Consider the following 13987-nt stretch of genomic DNA (forward strand, 5'->3'; position numbering starts at 1 on the left):
TCTCGCCCACCACCGTGCTCCGGATCCGAGGTGGATTCCGTGGTCGGCACCGATGCCGGCCCGGGCACCGCCCGGCGACGCTCAGACACAGGAGATCGGTCACGGGAAACGGAGCGGAAGAGATGAACCTGGGGTCTGGTGCGCGGTCATGGGTCGGATCGGTCGGCCGGCTGCTGAGACAGCCGGTGCTGCGCCGGCTCCTCCCCGGCATGCTGGTCTCCGCCCTCGGCGACGGCATGAGCATGGTCGCGGTGGCCTGGCTCGCGGTCCAGATCGCCCCGTCGGGCCAGGCCGGCGTCTGGACCGGGCTGGCGGTGGCGGCGTACGCGCTGCCGGCCCCCATCGGCGCGGCGATGCTCGCCCGGCTGATGCGGCGGCTGCGCGCGTCGCAGCTGGTGGCGGCGGACGCCTCGGTGCGAGCGGTGGCGCTGGGCGCGGTCGCGGTCCTGGCGGTGGCGGGCCTGCTGCACCCGATGGTGTACGTGGCGTTGCTCGCGGCCTCGTCGCTGCTGCACGCCTGGGGAAGCGCCGGGGCCTACACGCTCGTCGCGGAGTTGCTGCCGGAGGAGGATCGGCTCACCGGCAACGCGCTGCTGTCCACGTTCGCGCAGGCGGCGTTCGTGGTCGGCCCCGCCCTGGCCGGCGGGCTGACCGCGCTGGTCGGCCCGGGCTGGGTGATCGGGGTGGACGCGGCGAGCTTCGCGGTCCTGGCGGCGGCCGGCTGGACGGTCTCCACCCGGTCGGCGGCGGCCGTCGAGGCGGCGCCGGCCGCGCCGGAGACCGGCGGCTGGCGCACCATTCTGGACCGGCCGCGCCTGCTCGGGCTGATCGTGGTCACCTGCGCGTTCTTCTTCCTCTACGGCCCGGTCGAGGTGGCCCTTCCGGTCCACGTCGCCCAGGGGCTGCACGGCTCACCCGGTCTGCTGGGGCTGTACTGGACGGTGTTCGGCATCGGGGCCACCGTCGGCGCGCTCGGGGCCGCGGTGCTGCGGCATCGCCCGCCGTGGCCCGTGGTGGTGAGCATCATCGTGGGCTGGGGCGCCGCCCTGCTCCCCCTCGGGCTCACCGATGCCGTCGCGCCCGGGTTGGCCGGCCTCGCCCTCGGCGGTCTGATCTACGGCCCGTTCACCGCCATCTCCACCGCGTTGTTCCAGCACAGCACCCCACCGCAGGCGCTGAGCCGGGTGCTCGCCGCCCGCACCGCGCTGACCACTCCCGCCACCGCGCTGGGCACCCTGCTGGGCGGTCCGGTCGTGGCCGCGGTCGGTGGCCGGCAGACCCTGCTGATCTCCGCCCTGCTCACGATCGCGCTGGGCGCCGCCGTCGCGGCCGCCCTCCGGCTCACCGGGCGCGGCGGGCACCCGGCGCGGACGAACCCGGACCCGGCGCTCACGGCGGCTCCGGTCGCGGGCGCGGACGCCTGACGTCCGGCCTCACGACGCCTGCCGTCCGTGATCCGTGCCGTGGTCCGTGGGCGGTTCCGTGGTCGCCACGGATGCCCGCCGACGGTGCCGGACGGCATGCTGTGAGCACAGCCGACGGAGCAGTACCCACCGGGTCGATGCGACCCACGACCACAGGAGTGACCATGACCGACTCTTCCACCCAGGGCATCAAGACCGTGCTGCACCCCGTCTCCGACCTGGCCGCGGCCAAGGCGGTGTACGCCGCCCTGCTCGGCATGGCGCCGCAGACCGACTCGCCCTTCTACGTCGGCTTCGAGGCCGCGGGCCAGCAGATCGGGCTGGTGCCGGCCGGTGGCCCGCAGGGTATGACCGCGCCGGTGGCCTACTGGCACGTGTCGGACATCGAGGCGAAGCTGGCCGAGGTGACCGCCGCGGGCGCCACCGTGAAGGAGGCCGCGCACGACGTCGGCGGCGGCCGCCTGGTGGCCACCTTCACCGACCCGGACGGCAACGTCCTGGGCCTGCTCCAGGACCGATGACCGGGAGCCGCTGTCCCTCGGTCCGGCGGTGCCCGCGAGAACCCCGCGGGCACCGCCGGAAAGTTCTCCCGCCGGCTCGACGGACAGCGGCGGCAGCGCCCCTACGATGCGAGCGTGACTCGCGTCATCCCGGCCCGGAGGCCGTACCCGCTGCTCGCCGCCGCGATCGTCCTGCTGTTGCTCGGCGCGGGTCTGGCCTGGGTCGTCGACGATTCGCTGGGGCTGAGTCACACCCCCGCCGCCGTGCCACGCGAGGACGTCGCCGCCGCGCCGCGGCGGGTCGCCGTACCGGCGCCGCCGCTGGCCAGGGTGGTCGTGCCGGAGGAGCCGCGCGCCCGCAAGGCCGGGGCCGCCGTCGCCGACGCGCTCGCCGCGCGCGGCCTGCCCCGCCCGGCCGTCACCCCGGCCCCGCGGGACCCGGCCGCCGGGACCAGGGCCCCGGCGGGCTCGCCCGCACCGGACCTCTCGACGGTGACCACGCTGCGGGCGGGCGTGCTCGCCACCCTGGCCGGGTCGCCGGAGTCGTACCGGCTCAGCGTCCGGGGGACCGAGATGGCCGTCGAGGGGGGCGACGTCGCGGGCATCGCGGCCGGGCTGTACCGGCTCGCCGACCGGATCCGCTCCAGCACCGAAGCGCTGCCCGCCGCCGAGGCCGGCCGGCTGGTCACCCCGCGGCTCGGCCTGCGGCTGACCGACGCCGGCTCCGTCGGCCGCGAACCCGACCCCGCCGCGTTCGCCGCCGGCGACGACTACAACCTGAACACCGACGTGGTCGGGCCGGCGCTGCTGCCGCGCGCGCCGTGGGTGGACGCCGACGCGGTGGCCCGCATCGGCGCGCAGTTCCGGCAGTTCGTCGACCACTCGGTGGCGCAGGGCTACAACGCCGTCGTGGTCCCCGGCTTCCTGGAGTACGTCACCTTCGCGAAGGTCGGCGACGGGCACGCGGTCTACCCGGCCGGCGACCCGCACGTCGACCGCGCGAAGGCCATGGTCGCGGCCTTCGGCCCGGTCTTCGGCTACGCCGAGGAGATGGGCGTGAAGGTCTTCCTGCTCACCGACATGCTCGCGGTGTCGCCGCCGCTGGAGGCGTACCTGACCAGGACCGTCGGCGGGCTCGACGTGGCCGACCCCCGGCTGTGGGCGGTCTACCGGGCCGGGCTGGCCGAGCTGTTCGAGAGCATGCCCTTCGTGGACGGCCTGATGGTCCGCATCGGTGAGGGCGGCGAGGTGTACGCCGGGGACGGCTGGGACTACTCGTCGAAGCTCGCGGTCACCACGGAGGCGTCCGTACGCGCGATGCTGCGGGCGCTGCTGGACACCGCGGGGCAGGCCGGCAAGGAGGTCATCTTCCGCACCTGGACCGTCGGCGTCGGCGCCGTCGGCGACCTGCACACCAACCCCGAGTCGTACGCGCGGGTGCTGGGCGGGTTCGACGACCCGCACCTGATCGTGTCCACCAAGTACACCCTCGGCGACTTCTACAGCCACCTGCCGCTGAACACCACCCTGCTGGCCGGTGAGCACCGGCGCATCGTGGAGTTCCAGGCCCGGCGCGAGTTCGAGGCGTTCGGCTCGCTGCCCAACGACCTCGGCCCGCTGCACCGGCAGGCGCTGCGCGCGTTCCTCGCCGCCAATCCGAAGATCGAGGGCGTCTGGAACTGGACCCAGGACGGCGGCCCGCTGCGCGCCGGGCCGATGTCGCTCTACCTGCGGGCCGGGTTCTGGCAGCTGTACGACCTCAACACCTACGCCGTCGCGCGGCTGGCGTGGGACCCGGACGCCGACCCGGCGCAGGTCACGGCGGACTGGGCGTACCGCACGTTCTCCGCCGACCCGGCCACCGTCGCGGCGATCGGGCAGGCCATGGCGCTGTCCCGGCCGGCGGTCGCCAAGGGCCTCTACATCGGGCCGTACGCCGACAACTCGGTGCGGGCGCTCGGACTGGAGCCGCCGCCCATGATGTGGATCTTCGAGTGGGACATCCCCACCGGTGACTCAGCGGCGCTCGACAGCATCTACGCGGTGACCGGCGGTCGCGTCGACGCGGCGATCGACGAGGGCCGGCAGGCCGTCACGCTGGCCCGGCGCATGCGCGACCTGGTCGCCGCCACCGACCCGGCGACCTGGCGCGACGCCGGGCTGCGCGAGCGCTTCACCGACACGCTCGACTACCAGGTGAACCTGTTCGAGACGCTGGCCGCCTACCGGACCATGGTGCTGCGGCACGCGCAGTGGCTGGACACCGGCGCCGGGGCCACCTACGACGACTGGCGGGCGGCCGAGGCGGCGTACCGGGCTGCGCGGGACGCGCACCGGCAGCGCTACGGCGGCGACCTCGACCTGCCCGCGTACAACTTCACCGCCGCCGACCTCGGGGCGCAGCGCGCCGGCCGGGACCCGGCCATGGCCTGGGCGGCCCGGGCGCTGCTCGCGCTGATCCTGGTGGTGGTGCTGCTCGGCCTGCGCGGGCGGGGGTTCGGGGGCGCCGCCGCGCGGGGTCTGCTGCTCGGCGCGGTCCGGCCGTGGCGGGTCGCCGCGCTGCCGGCGCCCGGGTCCCGGGTGGACCGGATCGTGGTGTGGCTGGTCCCGGCCGTGGTCCTGCTGGCGAGCCGGCTCGTGTTCACCTGGTTCGCCGCCCCCGCGCACCTGCTGGTCACCCTCGGCGGGTGGGCGCTGTTCGCCCTCGTCGTACGCCTCGTCGTCGGCCGGCGGGACCGGTTCCACCTGTGGGCCGTGGTCGGCGGCGTCGCGCTGCTGCGCAGCGTGCTGCTCCTGGCGGCGCTGGCCGGGCGCGGGCCGGGGCGGTACTGGTTCGCCTTCTGGACCGCGCCGACCCTGCGCGCCGCCTACCTCACCGCCGCGTTCGCCGCGTTCTGCTGGCTCTTCGTGGCCACCGCCGTCGTCCTCCGCGACCGGTACGGCCTGCGGCGGCGCAGCGCCGTCGGGCTGACCCTGACCGCCGCGGGTGTCCCGCTCGGACTGCTGGCCGGCCTGGTCGGGGTGATCGGCCTGGAGCGCGCGCTAACGGTGTGGAACGACCAGTTGGCCCTGCTGCCCTGGGGGCTGTCCCGGATCCTCGGCATCACCGTCTACCTGGGAATTCCTGCCGACCTGCCGGTGTACGCCGCGGTCGCCGGATCCGCCCTGGCCGCCGCCGGCCTGCTGCTGTCGATCGGCCGCGGCCGCCGAGGAACGGAAGCCCTGGACAACTACAGTTAACAAACCTAATAGTTGTGCATCCGTCGATACGTTCGGCCGCCCACCCCTCCGGAGGATCGGATGCACCGCAGCGCCCGTACCCCGTTCCTGGCCGCCCTCGCGGCCCTCGCCACGGCCGCCACCGCCACGGCGACCGTGGCCCTCGCCAGCCCGGCGCTGGCCGCCGGCCCCACCGCCACCTTCACCAAGACCTCCGACTGGGGCAGCGGTTGGGAGGGCAGATACACCATCACCAACGGCGGCGGCAGCACCATCACCGGCTGGCAGGTGGCCTTCACCCTGCCGGCGGGCACCACCCTCGGCTCGTACTGGGACGCCACGGTCAGCAGCGTGGGCCAGCGGCACACGTTCACGAACCGCTCCTGGAACGGCACGATCGCCCCCGGCGCCTCGGTGTCGTTCGGCTTCCTCGCCACCGGATCCGGCTCGCCGACCGACTGCACCCTCAACGGCGCCCCGTGCGGCGGCGGCACCCCGACCACGCCACCGACGACCACCCCACCGCCCACGACCAGCCCGCCGCCGACGACCGCCCCGCCGACCACGCCACCACCGACGACCCCGCCGCCGGCGAGCGGGCTGCCGAAGCACGCCCTGATCGGCTACCTGCACGCCAGCTTCGCCAACGGCTCCGGCTATCTGCGGATGGCCGACGTGCCCGCCGACTGGGACGTCATCAACCTCGCCTTCGGTGAGCCCACCTCGGTCACCTCCGGCGACATCCGCTTCCAGCTCTGCCCGGTCACCGAGTGCCCCACCGTCGAGAGCGAGGCGGAGTTCACCGCCGCCATCCGGGCCAAGCAGCAGCAGGGCAAGAAGGTGCTGCTCTCCATCGGCGGCCAGAACGGGCAGGTGCAGCTGACCACGACCGCAGCCCGGGATACCTTCGTCCGGTCGGTGTCCGCGATCATCGACCGGTACGGCCTCGACGGCCTGGACATCGACTTCGAGGGCCACTCCCTCTACCTGAACCCGGGCGACACCGACTTCCGCAACCCCACCACCCCGGTGGTCGTCAACCTGATCGCGGCGATCCGAGCCCTCAAGCAGCGCTACGGCGCCGGATTCGTCCTCACGATGGCCCCGGAGACGTTCTTCGTGCAGCTCGGCTACCAGTTCTACGGGCCCGGCCCGTGGGGCGGCCAGGATCCCCGCGCCGGGTCCTACCTGCCCGTGATCCACGCCCTGCGCGACATCCTCACCGTGCTGCACGTACAGGACTACAACTCCGGCCCGATCGTCGGGCTGGACGACCAGTACCACACCATGGGCGGCGCGGACTTCCACATCGCGATGACCGACATGCTGCTCGCCGGGTTCCCGGTCGCCGGAAACACCAGCGCGGTCTTCCCGGCGCTACGTGAGGACCAGGTCGCCTTCGGCACGCCGTCGTCGACCAGCGCGGGCAACGGCTACGTCGCCCCGGCGGGCGTACAACAGGCGGTCACCTGTCTCGTCCGGGGCCAGAACTGCGGCGCGTACACGCCGCGCAGGGGCACCAACCCCGGCTTCCGCGGCCTGATGACGTGGTCGATCAATTGGGACCGGTACTACGGCTGGGAGTTCCGGCTCAACCACGGCCCGTTCCTCAAGGCGCTGCTCTGACCTCGCGCCGACGCCCTCGGGGCCGCACCGGCCGGGCCCCGGGGCGGGCGCTCCGGTCGGTCAGCGCCGGCCGGATGGCCGGCCGGTCATCCGCTCCGCGAACTGGCGGAGCTTCTGCTGGGTGCCCGGTTTCGCCGCTTCCCGTCGTCCGCGGTCGATCATCTTGCGCCCCTGCGGGCTGCTGAGGAATCCCTTGAGCCGTTGGCCGACCGATGTCATGACCTGTCCCTTCCCGCTCGTCGTGCGGCACTCCGCGGTGCCTCAGCCGGGTGCGGGTGTCACTTCGGGGGCTGGGGCGCAGCCGCTCGCTGCGGGCTTCCACCGCGGTGCCGCCTTCGTGCCGTCATCTGGTCAGGCCTGGATACCCGGACGCGCCCCGCTTATCTGTGATCGGGGATCGTCAGCCCTTCCGCTCGGGTCGGGCGCCGGCGGAGCAGCCGCTATTTGACCTTGCGGGTCGATCGGACCACGATGCCGTCGTACTCGGGATGCTTCTCCAGCCAGCCACTCAGGAAGGGGCAGATCGGCACCACGGTCCGCCCCTTCGCGCGCGCGTCGTCCATCACCGCGCGGGCCAGGGTCGAACCGACGCCCCGTCCCTCGAACTCCGGGGCCACCTCGGTGTGGGTGTAGGCGATGATGCTTCCGCTCAGCTGATAGGTGACCACACCGGCCGTCGCGCCCGTCTCGTCGCGCGCCTCGAACCGCTCCCGCTCGGGCACGTCCGTCACCGTGAAAACCATCCCGCAATCCAACCACGGTGCGATGAGATCCACCGCTGGAAGTGACCGCGGCGACAGGCCGGTTGCCGAAGTGATCCAGGTCACTCCGAATGAACTTTCACCGGCCGCTCACGTCCGGGACACCCGGATACCTCTCGCGTTCATCAAGGGAGAATGATGCGGTCAGTTCGCAAGATATCGGCGCTGGCACTGCTGGTGCTGGGCGTCTCGGCGGCGGCTCCTGGTGGCCCGCCCGCCGTGGCGCAGCCCCGAGCCGCGAAGCCGGCGACCCCACCCGCGGTCGCGGCCAAGCCCCGGACCGTCACGCTGCTCACCGGGGACACCGTGCACGTCAGCACGGTGAACGGCCGGACGGCGGTCGACGTCGTGCCGGGCAAGGGACGGGAACGGATCCCATTCCTCACGCACAGCGCCGGCGAGGACGTGCGGGTCATCCCCGGCGACGCCGTCGGCCTGCTCAACCGGGGCAAGCTCGACGAGCGGCTCTTCGACATCTCGATGCTGGTCGGTTTCGGCTACGACGACGCCCGGGCCACCCTGCCGCTCATCGTCCAGCACGGCAGCGCCGCCACCGCCCGCCTCGCCGGCGGCCGGGTCACCCGGGAGCTCTCCGGGGCGAGCGCGGTCGCGGAGAGCCGCGCGGACGCGGTGTCCTTCTGGAACAACCTCACCTCCACCGGGAACGGCACGGAGCGGCAACTGCGGGCCGGGTTCGACAAGATCTGGCTCGACGGGCTGCGTCAGCCCACCCTCGACGTCAGCGTCCCGCTGACGGGCGCGCCGCAGGCCTGGCAGGCCGGCTGGACGGGCACCGGGGTGAAGGTCGGCGTGATCGACACCGGCATCGACCAGACCCACCCCGACCTGGCCGGCCGCGTCGCCGCGGCGGAGAACTTCACCGGCGACCCGGACACCCTCGACCGGGTCGGCCACGGCACCCACGTCGCCTCCACCATCGCCGGTAGCGCCGCCGCCTCGCAGGGCCGTTTCAAGGGCATGGCGCCCGGCGCGACCCTCTACAGCGCCAAGGTCTGCACGGAGATCGGCTGCCCGGAGTCGGCGATCGTGGCCGGTATGACCTGGGCGGCGCAGCAGGGCGTCAAGGTCGCGAACATGAGCCTCGGCGGCGCGGACAGCCCGGAGACCGACCCGATCGAGGCGGCCCTGGCCGACCTCACCCACCGCTACGGCGTGCTCTTCGTCGTCGCCGCCGGCAACAGCGGCGAGGCCGGCGAGTCCACGGTGAACTCCCCCGGCAGCGTGACCGAGGCGCTGACCGTGGGTGCCGTGACCAAGACGGGCGAGCTGGCCGGCTTCTCGAGCCGGGGCCCGCGCGCGGGCGACGCCGGCATCAAGCCGGACATCACCGCGCCCGGCGTCGGCATCGTCGCCGCCCGCAGCTCGACCTCCGACCTGCAGCCGAACGACGAGAATCCGCAGTACACCGCCCTCAACGGCACCTCGATGGCGACTCCGCACGTGGCCGGCGCGGCGGCGATCCTTACCCAGCAGCACCCGGACTGGGCGCCCGAGCGGATCAAGTCCACGCTGATGGCGGCCGCGAAGCCGAGCGCCACCATCGGTGTCTACGAGCAGGGCGCGGGATTCCTCGACGTCGCCCGGGCCACCCGGCAGACCGTCACGGCGAGCCCGGTCAGCGTCGCCTTCGAGCGGACCACCACCGCGCAGCAGAGCACGGTCACGTACGCCAACAGCGGCTCCTCCGCCCTCACCCTGGCGGTCTCCCTCGACGCCAAGGACGCCGAGGGCGCTCCGGCGCCGGCCGGCCTGTTCAGCCTCAGCGCCTCCTCGGTGACGGTCCCGGCCGGCGGCACGGCCACCGTGACCGTCACCGTCCAGGCCGGCGCCGACCTGCCCGACCACTACTTCGGCGGTGAGGTGACCGCCACCGGCGACGGTGTGCAGGTGCAGACCCCGGTCGCGCTCGACATCGCCCGCCACCGGCTGGACCTCAAGCTCGTCGGGCCGGACGGCGGAGCACCCACGTCCGAGCAGGGCTGGGTGACCCTCCTGACCGACCTCGACCGGCAGACCGTCACGGTGTTCGAGAACCCGGCGATCACCACGTACCGGGTCCGCGCGGGTCGCTACCTGGTCCAGACCTACCTGTTGACCGGCGACCCGTACCTCCCGCACGTCACCTCGCTGATGCGCCCGAGCCTCGACCTGACCACGGACCAGGCGCTCACCATGGACGCCCGCCTGGCGAAGCCGATCGTGGTGACCGTGCCGAACCCGAAGGCCACCGCGGTCCACCAGGAGTTCGGCTGGACGATCCGGACCGAGCAGCCGCAGATCTGGGGCAGCAACGACCCGTTCGGCGTGGTGATGGGCATCCCCCTCGATCAGGTGCGGACCGCCCAGATCGGGGCCGGCAAGACGCCCGGCTTCGTCTCCTACGTCAACGGGATGTGGGGCCAGGTGGCCGAGGACGGCAGCCTGCACAACAGCCCGTACGCCTACCGGGTCTACTTCTACGAGCCGGAGAGGATGATGACCGGGCTGACCCGCAGGCTGCGCGCGGGCGACTTCGCCACGGTCCGCTCGCGGGTCAGCGCCGACGTGGCCGGCGTGCCGGTTTCGCGGACAGCGGTCGCGCACGCGCCTGGCAACTCGCCGGTCTACCGGGACGAGCGCACCATCCCGCCGAGCTTCAGCTACGACGCGCCGGGCATCATCACCGAGTACTACAACCAGGACAAGCAGGCGGTGTGGCAGTCGACCTCGTCGCAGCTAAGGTACACGTACTACGAGTCGGCGTGGACCAGCTTCTGGCCCGGCCGCACGTACGACGTGAAGTGGGCCAACGGCGTGGCCGGGCCGGTCTTCCCGGAGCCGAACTTCGGCCAGCAGTTCGCCACCCGCTACTGGGGTGACCTCATGGGCGGGCCGGGGCCGCTGCACGGCGACGGCACCGGGCACATGGGCTTCCGGCACGTTCGCGGCGGCAGTGTGCAGGTGAACCTCTACCGCGACGGGGTCAAGGTTGGCGACGCGACCCAGGCGCCCTGGGTGTGGGAGGTGCCCGCGGAGAAGGGTGACTACCGGCTGGCCGCGACCTTCCGCAGCGACCCGGAGTTCACCCTGTCGACCGTGGTCGACGCCGAGTGGACCTTCACGTCCGGGCACGTGAGCGACGGCGAGCTGGTGAAGCTGCCCATGACGGCGATCCGCTACAGCCCGGAGCTCGACATCGACAACCGGGCGCCGGCGGGCCGGCTGTTCGCGATCCCGGTCTCGCTCGACCGTCAGGTCGGGGCGGCGCCGGGCCGGACCAGGACCTTGACCGTCGAGGCGTCCTTCGACGACGGCAAGACCTGGCAGCGGCTGACCGTGCAGCGGTCCGGCGAGAAGGCGGTCGCCTGGGTGCACAACCCGGCGGGCACCGGCTTCGTCTCGCTGCGGGCCGCCGCGTCGGACACCAGCGGTAACACGGTCAAGCAGACCATCATCCGCGCCTACCGGTACTGACGGTGGGCCCCGGACGCGGCGCCCGCGGGCGCCGCGTCCGGGTCACCGGTGCCAGAGCAGCCGGTCGCGGATCCGCCGGGCCATGGGCGAGTCCGTCCCGTCCAGCTCGGCCAGGGCCTCGCTCCACGCCTGCCCGGCCAGGGCCGGGTCGCCGTTGGCGGAGTGGAAGTCGCCGATGGAGACCAGCACCTCGGCGGTGTGGTGCGGGGCCCCGGCGGCGCGGAAGGTGTCGATCGCCTGCTGCCAGGTCGCCGTCGCGTGCGGCAGGTCGTCGACCATCGAGTACGTGTGCGCCAGCCAGGCCTGGGTGGTGCCCACCCCGTGCAGGTCGCCGAGGGCGTCGAACTGCCGCCGCGCCTCGACGAACATGCCCAGCGCCTCGTCGTGCCGGCCGAGCCAGCCCTGTGCCCGCGCGATGGTCAGCAGCGCGTTGGTGGCGCCCCGCACGTTGCCCTCGGCGCGAAGGATCGTCCGCGCGGCCTCGGCGTGCCGGATCGCCTCGAGGTAGCGCCGCTGGGCCAGCCGGATCTCGGCGATGTTGTTCTCCACGAGGCCCTGCTCGGTCCGCCGGCCTAGGCGATGGAAGAGCGCCCGGGCGTGCTGCAGGTGCAACAGCCCGCGGTCCAGGTCGGCCAGGAAATAGCAGGCGCCGCCCAGGCTGCGGTGCAGCAGGGCCTGGACTGCGGGGTCGTTCCCGGTCGCGGCGAAGCTGGTGCTCACCGTTGCCGCCCACTGCTTGAACTGCGCGGTGTCCTGGAAGTGGTTCTGCAGGGCCAACGCGATCCACCAGGCCGTGTCGGGACGGCCGCGCTCCTCGGCCCGCGCGACGATGTCGGTCAGCACCCGCTGCTCGGCGGCGCCATCGCGTTGGTCCGGCCGGTGAAGCCCCGTCCGGTGACCCCGCGCTCGGACGGCTCGGGCTCCGGCAGCGGCACCTGCGGCTGCAGCGGCAGATGCGCCGCGTACGCGCTGAGCTGGTAATAGTCGTAGACCCGCTCAATGGCGGCGGTCCGCTCGGCGGCGTCGTCGAGCTCCTCCCCGAGTTCCGTGGCATAGGCGCGCAGCAGGTCGTGCATCCGCCACCGGCCGCCGCCGGGCTGGACCAGCAGCTGCGCCCCGAGCTCGGCGAGCAGGCCGCGGGCGGCGCGCAGGGACAGGCCACCCAGGGCGGCCGCCGCTTCCGTGCTCAGCTCCCCGGCCGGGTGCAGGGGCAGCAGCCGGAAGAGCCGGGCCGCCTCGGGAGTCAGGGCCCGGTAGGACCAGGAGAAGATCGCTTCCAGGTCGGCGTGCGCGTCCCCGAAGCCGGCCAGCCGGCCGTCCGCCCCGGCCAGCTCGCCGGCGACGGCGGGCAGGCTGAGCCCGGGCCGGCCGACGCTGCGGGTGGCGACCAGCGCCAGGGCCAACGGCAGCCGGCCGCACCGCGCGATGATCTCGTCGACGGCGGCCGGGTCGGCGGCCGCCGCCTCGCCGAGCCAGCGGGTGAGCAGCTCGCGGGCCTCGGCGCCGGTCAGCAGGTCGAGGTGCAGCGGGTGGGCGCCGGCCGGGCCGGCCACGCCGGTGATCCGGCGGCGGCTGGTGGCGATGACGAGGCTGTCGCCGGTGCCGGGCAGCAGGTGCCGGATCTGCTCCCAGTCACGGCAGTTGTCGAGAAGGATCAGCATCCGGCGCTCGGCCAGGATGCTGCGGTAGAGACCGGCCTGGGCGTGCAGCTCGGCCGGGATGGCGGCCGGCGCGACCCCGAGGGACCACAGGAAGCCGCGCAGCGCCTCGGCCGGTGTCATCACCGAGTCGCCGGAGCCGAAACCGCGCAGGTCGGCATGCAACTGCCCGTCGGGATAGCGGGCGGCCAGCCGGTGGGCCAGGTGCACCGCGAGGGTGGTCTTCCCGACCCCGGGCATTCCGTCGATGACCAGCGCGGTGGTCCGCGGGTCTGCGGCCAGCAGCTCCTCCGCGGCCGCCACGACGTCGCGGCGGCCGGCGAAGTAGGGGTGGTCGGCCGGCAACTGCGCCGGTGGCTCGCCTCCGGTCGACTGCGACGACCGCGGCTCGGCCGGCGGCCGTGATTCGGCCTCGGCGCCGCCGGGCGGCGCTCCGGACCGGAGGAAGGCCGGTGCGACGCCGCGCCGCGACCTGGAGCCGTCGGCCGGGACGTCGTGGTCGAGCAGGCTGTCCCGGGCCGCGCGCAGGTCGCCGCCCGGCTGGATGCCGAGCTCGTCGGCGAGCCGGTGCTCGATCTCGGCATAGGCCGCGAGGGCCTCGGCTCGCCGGCCGTCCGCGGCGAGCGCGAGCAGCAGCCGCGCCTGCAGGGCCTCGTCCAGCGGCTCGGATTCGGCGGCCAGCTGGATCGCGGGCAGCACCGCGTGGACGCACCCGGCCCGCAGGGCGGCGTCGGTGGCCGCCCGGACGGCCGCGAACCGCTCGCCGTCGACCGCGACGAACTCCGGATGGGCCCGGCCGCCGGGCTGCAGCCCCGAGGCGCACCGGTCGCGCCACAGCGCCAGCGCCTCCCGGTAGAGCTCGACGGCCGGCTCGCCGGAGCCGGCACCGGCCTGGGCGACCAGGCGCCGGAACCGCAGCAGGTCGAGCGACTCTCCGTCGAGCCGCAGCCGGTACTCGGCGCCGTCGCGGATCAGCACCGAGCCCACCGCCCGGGTCGGCAGCCCCGGCTCGAAGCGCCGCCGGAGCATTCCGACGTGCCGGTGCACCACGTTGACGGCGCTGGGCGGGGGGTCGGACTCCCAGAGCAGGTCGACGAGCTCGGCGACGCTGACCCCGCCGCCGGCCCGGACGAGCAGCAACGCCAGGATCAGCCGCTGCTGCCGGGTGCCCAGGTCGATCTCGGATCGGCCACGCCAGGCCCGGACCGGGCCGAGAACGGCGAAGGTGAGCGCGCTGGTCATCCTGGTGCGATCCACACGGTGCTGGTTGCCACGATCGCCACAGCATGTCAGGGCCCGCGGCGCGGCGGGCACGCGGTGCGGCT

General features: G+C 73.9%; 9 protein-coding genes. 5 read left to right on the plus strand and 4 right to left on the minus strand.

What is annotated here, in order from left to right:
• Nucleotides 1-122 precede the first annotated feature (122 nt).
• The 4 genes from AC0OLQ_RS23175 (at nucleotide 123) to AC0OLQ_RS23190 (ending at nucleotide 6769) form a co-directional block, all read left to right on the plus strand.
• Nucleotides 123-1424 (plus strand): MFS transporter, encoded by a 1302-nt coding sequence (locus AC0OLQ_RS23175; protein WP_484528009.1) that lies wholly within the window; start codon nucleotides 123-125, stop codon nucleotides 1422-1424.
• A gap of 164 nt (nucleotides 1425-1588) precedes the next feature.
• The gene (locus AC0OLQ_RS23180; RefSeq protein WP_357336062.1) at nucleotides 1589-1945 is read left to right on the plus strand and encodes a VOC family protein; all 357 of its coding nucleotides are present in this window, start codon (nucleotides 1589-1591) and stop codon (nucleotides 1943-1945) included.
• A 114-nt stretch (nucleotides 1946-2059) separates the two neighbouring features.
• Nucleotides 2060-5164: a hypothetical protein gene (locus AC0OLQ_RS23185; RefSeq protein ID WP_484528010.1), complete on the plus strand. Its 3105-nt coding sequence runs from the start codon at nucleotides 2060-2062 to the stop codon at nucleotides 5162-5164.
• A 60-nt stretch (nucleotides 5165-5224) separates the two neighbouring features.
• Nucleotides 5225-6769: a chitinase gene (locus AC0OLQ_RS23190; RefSeq protein WP_484528011.1), complete on the plus strand. Its 1545-nt coding sequence runs from the start codon at nucleotides 5225-5227 to the stop codon at nucleotides 6767-6769.
• Between the two features lie 60 nt (nucleotides 6770-6829).
• Here the strand turns inward: AC0OLQ_RS23190 and AC0OLQ_RS23195 are convergent, their stop codons facing one another.
• Together AC0OLQ_RS23195 and AC0OLQ_RS23200 are read right to left on the minus strand one after the other, a co-directional pair.
• The gene (locus AC0OLQ_RS23195; RefSeq protein ID WP_484528012.1) at nucleotides 6830-6988 is read right to left on the minus strand and encodes a hypothetical protein; all 159 of its coding nucleotides are present in this window, start codon (nucleotides 6986-6988) and stop codon (nucleotides 6830-6832) included.
• A 221-nt stretch (nucleotides 6989-7209) separates the two neighbouring features.
• The gene (locus tag AC0OLQ_RS23200) at nucleotides 7210-7545 is read right to left on the minus strand and encodes a GNAT family N-acetyltransferase (RefSeq protein WP_484528013.1); all 336 of its coding nucleotides are present in this window, start codon (nucleotides 7543-7545) and stop codon (nucleotides 7210-7212) included.
• Nucleotides 7546-7665: 120 nt separating this feature from the next.
• On the opposite strand from AC0OLQ_RS23200, the gene AC0OLQ_RS23205 reads away from it, so the two are divergent.
• The gene (locus AC0OLQ_RS23205) at nucleotides 7666-11004 is read left to right on the plus strand and encodes a S8 family peptidase (protein WP_484528014.1); all 3339 of its coding nucleotides are present in this window, start codon (nucleotides 7666-7668) and stop codon (nucleotides 11002-11004) included.
• A 42-nt stretch (nucleotides 11005-11046) separates the two neighbouring features.
• Here AC0OLQ_RS23205 and AC0OLQ_RS23210 read toward each other — a convergent pair whose 3' ends face one another.
• The gene (locus tag AC0OLQ_RS23210) at nucleotides 11047-11847 is read right to left on the minus strand and encodes a tetratricopeptide repeat protein (RefSeq protein ID WP_484528015.1); all 801 of its coding nucleotides are present in this window, start codon (nucleotides 11845-11847) and stop codon (nucleotides 11047-11049) included.
• Nucleotides 11841-13904, minus strand: a complete 2064-nt coding sequence (locus AC0OLQ_RS23215) for an AfsR/SARP family transcriptional regulator (protein WP_484528016.1) — start codon at nucleotides 13902-13904, stop codon at nucleotides 11841-11843. Before AC0OLQ_RS23215 ends, AC0OLQ_RS23210 begins: the two co-directional genes overlap by 7 nt.
• Nucleotides 13905-13987: the final 83 nt, after the last annotated feature.

It is taken from the genome of Micromonospora sp. Utrum1 (assembly GCF_057197805.1).

What these genes read in the sequence shown, in the direction of transcription:
- AC0OLQ_RS23175 (WP_484528009.1), top strand. Translation starts at nt 123, where the DNA reads ATGAACCTGGGGTCTGGTGCGCGGTCATGGGTCGGATCGGTCGGCCGG.
- AC0OLQ_RS23180 (WP_357336062.1), top strand. Translation starts at nt 1,589, where the DNA reads ATGACCGACTCTTCCACCCAGGGCATCAAGACCGTGCTGCACCCCGTC.
- AC0OLQ_RS23190 (WP_484528011.1), top strand. Translation starts at nt 5,225, where the DNA reads ATGCACCGCAGCGCCCGTACCCCGTTCCTGGCCGCCCTCGCGGCCCTC.
- AC0OLQ_RS23195 (WP_484528012.1), bottom strand. Translation starts at nt 6,988, where the DNA reads ATGACATCGGTCGGCCAACGGCTCAAGGGATTCCTCAGCAGCCCGCAG.
- AC0OLQ_RS23205 (WP_484528014.1), top strand. Translation starts at nt 7,666, where the DNA reads ATGATGCGGTCAGTTCGCAAGATATCGGCGCTGGCACTGCTGGTGCTG.
- AC0OLQ_RS23215 (WP_484528016.1), bottom strand. Translation starts at nt 13,904, where the DNA reads ATGACCAGCGCGCTCACCTTCGCCGTTCTCGGCCCGGTCCGGGCCTGG.